Origin of the sequence: Novosphingobium sp. UBA1939 (assembly GCF_002336885.1) — a bacterium.
Lineage (GTDB): Bacteria > Pseudomonadota > Alphaproteobacteria > Sphingomonadales > Sphingomonadaceae > Novosphingobium.
In genome coordinates, this window is record NZ_DDFB01000092.1 from 300 (window position 1) to 4,816 (window position 4,517).

At 68.6% G+C, this 4,517-nt stretch carries 4 protein-coding genes and 1 pseudogene; 4 read left to right on the plus strand and 1 reads right to left on the minus strand.

Features of this window, described 5'->3' with window-relative positions; translation table 11 throughout:
* From fdhF to fdhD, 3 genes are all read left to right on the plus strand, one after another.
* On the plus strand, positions 1 to 2,627 hold a 2,627-nt coding region (gene fdhF, locus B3547_RS12420; protein WP_292963574.1), incomplete at its 5' end, for a formate dehydrogenase subunit alpha.
* Positions 2,624 to 2,851 (plus strand): formate dehydrogenase subunit delta, encoded by a 228-nt coding sequence (locus B3547_RS12425; RefSeq protein ID WP_292963576.1) that lies wholly within the window; start codon positions 2,624 to 2,626, stop codon positions 2,849 to 2,851. The genes fdhF and B3547_RS12425, both read left to right, overlap by 4 nt.
* Positions 2,851 to 3,639 (plus strand): formate dehydrogenase accessory sulfurtransferase FdhD, encoded by a 789-nt coding sequence (gene fdhD / locus B3547_RS12430; RefSeq protein ID WP_292963579.1) that lies wholly within the window; start codon positions 2,851 to 2,853, stop codon positions 3,637 to 3,639. Before B3547_RS12425 ends, fdhD begins: the two co-directional genes overlap by 1 nt.
* Before the next feature lie 27 nt (positions 3,640 to 3,666).
* Here fdhD and B3547_RS12435 read toward each other — a convergent pair whose 3' ends face one another.
* Complete coding sequence (locus B3547_RS12435) at positions 3,667 to 4,008, minus strand: response regulator (protein WP_158453931.1); 342 nt, start codon at positions 4,006 to 4,008, stop codon at positions 3,667 to 3,669.
* Between the two features lie 114 nt (positions 4,009 to 4,122).
* Here B3547_RS12435 and B3547_RS12440 point away from each other — a divergent pair.
* A pseudogene (locus B3547_RS12440) lies at positions 4,123 to 4,517 on the plus strand (hypothetical protein); the annotation flags it as partial.

Consider the following 4,517-nt stretch of genomic DNA (forward strand, 5'->3'; position numbering starts at 1 on the left):
CGCCCGCCTCCTGCACCACGCCCGTGGCCGAGGGGATGACCGTCCACACCCAGACGCCGCGCCTGCAGAAGCTGCGCAAGGGGGTGATGGAACTCTATATTTCCGACCACCCGCTCGATTGCCTGACCTGCAGCGCCAACAACGATTGCGAATTGCAGGATACCGCCGCGCAAGTCGGCCTGCGCGACGTGCGCTATGGCTACGCCGGCGAGAACCACCTCGATCAGCCGGCCGATAGTTCCAACCCCTATTTCGATTTCGATCCGTCGAAGTGCATCGTCTGTTCGCGCTGCGTGCGCGCGTGCGAGGAAGTGCAGGGGACGTTCGCGCTGACCATCGACGGGCGCGGCTTCGGCTCGAAAGTCTCGGCCGGCCTCGCCTCGGACAGCTTCCTTTCGTCCGAATGCGTCTCGTGCGGGGCCTGCGTCCAGGCCTGCCCCACCGCTACCCTGCAGGAAAAGGCGGTGAAGGAGATCGGCAAGCCCGAACGCGCCGTCGTCACCACCTGCGCCTATTGCGGGGTGGGCTGCACCTTCCGCGCCGAGATGCGCGGCGAACAGCTCGTGCGCATGGTGCCGTGGAAGGACGGCAAGGCCAACCGCGGCCACTCCTGCGTCAAGGGCCGCTTCGCCTGGGGCTATGCCCAGCACCAGGACCGCATCCTCAAGCCGATGATCCGCTCCAGCATCGACGAACCCTGGCGGGAAGTGAGCTGGGAAGAGGCGCTGGGCCACACCGCGCGCGAACTGAAGCGGATTTCGGAAAAGTACGGCCGGCAGGCGCTGGGCGGCATCACTTCCAGCCGTTGCACCAACGAGGAGACGTTCCTCGTCCAGAAGCTGATCCGCGCCGGCTTTGGCAACAATAACGTCGATACCTGCGCGCGCGTCTGCCATTCGCCCACCGGCTATGGCCTGAAGACCACGTTCGGCACCTCGGCCGGCACGCAGGACTTCGATTCGGTCGAGGATTCGGACGTGATCCTGGTGATCGGCGCCAACCCCACCGACGGACACCCCGTGTTCGGCAGCCGCATGAAAAAGCGGCTGCGCCAGGGGGCGAAGCTGATCGTGATCGATCCGCGCCGCACCGATCTGGTGCGCAGCCCCCATGTCGCGGCGGACTACCACCTGCCGCTGCGCCCCGGCACCAACGTGGCGGTGCTGACCGCGCTGGCCCACGTGATCGTCACCGAAGGCCTCGCTGACGAAGCCTTCGTGCGCGAACGCTGCGATTGGGACGAATACCGCCACTGGGCCGATTTCGTGTCCGATGCGCGGCACAGCCCCGAATTCCTCGAACCTGTCACCGGCGTTCCCGCCGAAGCCTTGCGCGGCGCGGCGCGGCTCTTCGCCACGGGCGGCAACGGGGCCATTTATTACGGCCTGGGCGTGACCGAGCATTCGCAGGGTTCGTCCACCGTCATGGCCATCGCCAACCTCGCCATGGCGACGGGCAACATCGGCCGGCGCGGCGTGGGCGTGAACCCCCTGCGCGGGCAGAACAACGTGCAGGGCGCCTGCGACATGGGCAGCTTCCCGCACGAACTGTCCGGCTATCGCCATGTCTCCGATGCCGGCGCACGCGCGCTGTTCGAGGCCGAATGGGGCGTGAAGATCGATCCCGAGCCGGGCCTGCGCATCCCCAACATGCTCGATGCCGCCACCGACGGCGTGTTCAAGGCGCTCTACATCCAGGGCGAGGACATCCTCCAGTCGGACCCGGACACGAAGCACGTGTCCGCCGGCCTTGCCGCGATGGAATGCGTGATCGTACACGACCTGTTCCTCAACGAGACCGCCAACTACGCCCACGTGTTCCTGCCGGGATCGAGCTTCCTCGAAAAGAACGGCACCTTCACCAACGCCGAACGCCGCATCCAGCCGGTGCGCAAGGTGATGGAACCCCTTAACGGTTACGAGGACTGGCAGGTCACGCAGGAACTGGCGCGCGCGATCGGGCTGGACTGGAACTACACCCACCCGTCCGAGATCATGGACGAGATCGCGCGGCTGACGCCCACGTTCTCCGGCGTCAACTATGCCCGGCTCGATGCCGAGGGATCGCTGCAATGGCCGGTCAACGCCGCCGCGCCCGATGGATCGCCGATCATGCACGTCGATGGCTTCGTGCGCGGCAAGGGCAAGTTCGTGGTGACCGACTACGTGCCCACCGACGAACGCACCGGCCCGCGCTTTCCGCTGCTGCTGACCACCGGCCGCATCCTCTCGCACTACAACGTCGGCGCGCAGACGCGGCGCACCGCCAACGTCGCCTGGCATCCCGAGGACCTCTTGGAAATGCACCCGACCGACGCCGAGAACCGGGGCGTCAAGTCGGGCGACTGGGTCCGCCTCGCCAGCCGCGCGGGCGAGACCACGCTGCGCGTGACGGTGACCGACCGCGTCGCGCCCGGCGTCGTCTATACCACGTTCCACCACCCGGCGACGCAGGCCAACGTCGTCACCACCGACTATTCCGACTGGGCCACCAACTGCCCCGAATACAAGGTGACGGCGGTGCAGGTCACCCCCAGCAACGGCCCCACCGACTGGCAGGAGGGCTACGAGGAACTGACCCGCCGCTCGCGCCGGATTGAGGGCGGCGCGATGGAGGCTGCCGAATGAGCAGCCACACGCCGGAAAAGCTCGCCTACATGGTCAACCAGATCGCCCGCAACCTCGCGCTCGATCCCGATCCCGTCGGCATGGTGGCGCAGCACATCCAGGACTTCTGGACGCCGCGCATGAAGCACATGGCCTTCGCCCTTGATGGCGCGGGGCTGGACCCGGTCGCCCGAGACGCCCTCGCCCGGCTGGCCGGGCAGTACGGCGCCGCCGCCGCGTCCTGATGTCCAGCCCGGACGGCGCGCGCGCGTTTCCGTTTCGCGAACATTTCGCCGATGGCCGCGCGCCGCGCGCGATCGACCGCGCGCTGGCGGTGGAAGCGCCGGTCGCGATCGAGATCAACGGCATCGGCTATGCGGTGATGATGGCCACGCCCACCGATCTGGAAGACTATGCGCTGGGCTTCTGCCTGTCCGAACAGCTCATTGCTGCGCCGGACGAGTTCGAGTCGGCGGACGCGCACGCCATCGACGGTGGCGGCTGGATGCTGCGCGTGCAGATCGCGCCGTCCCGCGCCGCGCCCCTGCTCGATCGCGCACGGCTGCGGCTGGCCGAGGGCAGTTGCGGCCTGTGCGGGATCGAAAGCCTGGAACAGGTGCTGCGCCCGCTGCCGCAGGTTACGGCCCGGCTCGACGTGGCGGACACGGCGCTGTTCGCCGCGCTGGCCGCGCTGCCGGACCATCAGCCGCTGGGCCAGGCGACGCGCGCCGCCCACGCCGCCGCGTTCTGCGCGCCCGATGGCACGATCCTGGCCGCACGCGAGGATGTCGGCCGCCACAACGCCTTCGACAAGCTGATCGGCGCGCTGGCGCGCCAGGGGCTATCCCCCGCCACGGGCTTCGTCGTGCTGACCGCGCGGTGCAGCTATGAACTGGTGCAGAAGGCGGTGATCGCCAATGTTCCGCTGCTGGTCACCGTCTCGGCCGCATCGACCATGGCGGCGGAGCGCGCCGCGTCGCACGGGCTGCGGCTGTACAGCCTTGCGCGCGGCGACAGCCTGCTCGAATCCTGACCGGCCACATCCTGGCCGGCCGCCTCTTCAGGCCATGCGCGCCAGCGCGTCTTCCAGAGCCGCCATCGAAACCGGCTTGGACAGCAGCGGCGCATCGGGCGCGCCCGTGCCGGCATCCAGCGTGGCATGGCCGCTGAGATAGCAGAACGGAATGCCGGCGTCGCGCAACTGCAGCGCGACGGGAACCGAATTGCCGTCGCTGCCCAGCGAGAAGTCCAGCAGCGCCGCCTCCACCGGGTTGTTCGTCAGCAGTCTCAGCGCGTGTTCGGCGCTGGCGGCCGGCCCGACCACCTGATGCCCCAGATCGATCAGGCTTTCTTCCAGCATCATGGCGAGCAACGGCTCATCTTCGACCACCAGCACGCGCATGTCTGTTCCCCTGGCGGTCGTCGCCGCGTCCCCGTTCCGGAGGGATACTGCATTGCGATGAAAACGGATACAATCCCATTGGGTGACTAACATATGAGGGTCCACAGCATTAACATGAGTCCGCCCGCAACCCCGCCGACGCCCTCGGCCCCTTCCGCTCCGGCCCGTTTCGACACGGCACCGGGGCTGGATGGCCGGGCGCGGCTGGGCGTGGCTCTGGGCGTGGCCGTGCTGCACGCGGTGGCGATCTGGGCGGTGGTGCGGGCGTTCGGCGGCCTTCCCGCCGTGCTGCGCGAGGCGGGGCTCGAATCTGTCGTGGCCGCTTACGACGTTCCTCTCGACAACCCGCCACCATCGGCGACCGCCACGACCACCGAGCCCGAAGGGGCGGAAGGGGCATCGGGCCGCAAGGCGAAACCGCGCGAGATCGTGGCCGCCCCCGCCAGAATCCCCAACACGGCGCCGCCGGCCGCGCCGGCCGCGTCGACGGGCAACGATACCCGCTCCGG